The sequence below is a fragment of the Saccharopolyspora sp. NPDC045941 genome (assembly GCF_056431445.1).
This window is the reverse complement of the sequence record NZ_JBWKKU010000036.1, coordinates 1-1767: the sequence shown is the minus strand read 5'-3', so window position 1 is coordinate 1767 and position 1767 is coordinate 1. Positions and strand designations below refer to the sequence as shown.

General features: G+C 70.5%; 1 protein-coding gene. It reads left to right on the top strand.

Features of this window, described 5'->3' with window-relative positions; translation table 11 throughout:
* Window positions 1–249: 249 nt before the first annotated feature.
* Window positions 250–1569, top strand: coding sequence for an MFS transporter (locus AC07FN_RS26560; protein ID WP_478398085.1), 1320 nt, complete (start codon window positions 250–252; stop codon window positions 1567–1569).
* Window positions 1570–1767: the final 198 nt, after the last annotated feature.

Sequence of the window (1767 nt, the reverse complement as noted above, 5' to 3'; positions counted from 1 at the left end):
TTCCCCCCCTCCCCCCTCCCCTCTCCCCCCCCCACCACCCCCCCCCCCCCCGGCCCCCCCCCCCCCCCCCCCCCCCTTCCCCCCCTTTTCCCCCCCCCCCCCCCCCCCAAACCCCCCACGACCGATAGCGCTGGCCTAACGATGCGTTCAGGCAAGCATCTTTGACCGTGTGATGGGGCTCTCGTTGAATGGCCGTGCCGGCGGGCTCAACGCGCCGAACCGGGCATTCCAACGAAGGGACGGTCCCGCATGACCGCTGGCAACCTGCAGCGCAGCCCCGCCGACGGCAGGACTGCCGCACCCGCCGCCGGCCCGGCCTTCCGGCCGGCGATGGCCTGGACCATCACCGCGATGCTCGTCCTGTTCATGATCGTGAACTGGGCGGACAAGGCGGTGCTGGGCATCGTGGCCCAGCCCCTGAAGACGGAGCTCGGCCTCACCAGCGCCGAGATCGGCTTCATCGGCAGCGCCTTCTTCTTCCTCTACAGCATCAGCGGCGTCGCGGTCGGCTTCCTGGCCAACAAGGTCAAGACCAAGTGGGTGCTGCTCGGGCTGGCCGTGCTGTGGTCGGTGACCCAGGTGCCGGTGCTGCTGTCGGCGACCGGCGCGGCGCTGCTGATCAGCCGCATCGCGCTCGGCGCCGCCGAAGGCCCGGCCACCGCGATGGCCAGCGCCGGAGCGTTCGAGTGGTTCCCCAAGGAGAAGCGCAGCCTGCCGGCCGCGTGGCTGAACTCCGGCGCCTCCATTGCCAAGATCGCGGTCGCCCCGCTGCTCACGCTGATCGTGGTCGCCTGGGGCTGGCGCGCGGCCTTCCTGGCGCTGGCGCTGATCGGCGTGGTCTGGTGCGTCGCCTGGCTGCTGATCGGCCGCGAGGGCCCGTACGCGACGCCGCGCGGCAAGGGCGCCGCCCAGAGCGACGACACCGGTCTCCGCGTGCCGTTCCGGCACATCGCGCTCAGCCGCAGCTTCATCGGCGGCGTGATCGGCACCTTCACCGTATACGGGATGGTGTCGGTGATCCTCACCTGGCTGCCGTCGTACTTCGAGACCGGGCTCGGGTTCAGCCGGGTGGAGGCGGGGAGCATGTTCGGCCTTCCCAGCATCACGGGCATGATCGGCATGATCGGGGCCGGCTGGCTCACCGACCGGATGATCTCGCGGGGCGCGAGCTCCCGCGTGCAGCGCGGCCTGATCCCCGCCGTGTCGCTGCTGATCGGCGGCGGCCTGCTGGCGCTGCTGCCCTACGTCGGCGGCGCGTGGGCCGCGGTGGCCGTGGTCGTGGTGGCCTACGGGTTCATGGTCGTCTCGCTGCCGGTGATGAACGCGGTCGTGTCGCAGATCAGCCCGACCCGGCAGCAGCCCGGTGCGCTGGGCTTCTTCCTCGCGCTGCAGACGCTTTCCGGGCTGTTCGCCCCCGCGCTGACCGGCGCGCTCGTCGACGCCGCGCCGACGCCGGGCGCCGGGTACGCCCAGGCGTTCCAGATCTTCGGGCTGGCCGTGGTCGTCGGCGGGATCGTGATGGCGCTGCTGGTCGATCCGGAGCGCGACGCCCGCCGCATCCTCGGCTGAGCGCTCCACGCCGCAATTTCAATGAGGTTTTTCCAGCCTCGTTTTGGGTGGCGGTGCGGGTGGCGGAACCTCAGAGGCTTCCTGGTCTGTGGGTGCCCTGACTTATTGATTGGTAGTGCAAATGTGGCGTGTCTAGTCTGCGGCGTAGCGGACTTCGTCCTTGCCGAAGAAGGCTTGTACGCGTTTGGGCTGGTTCTG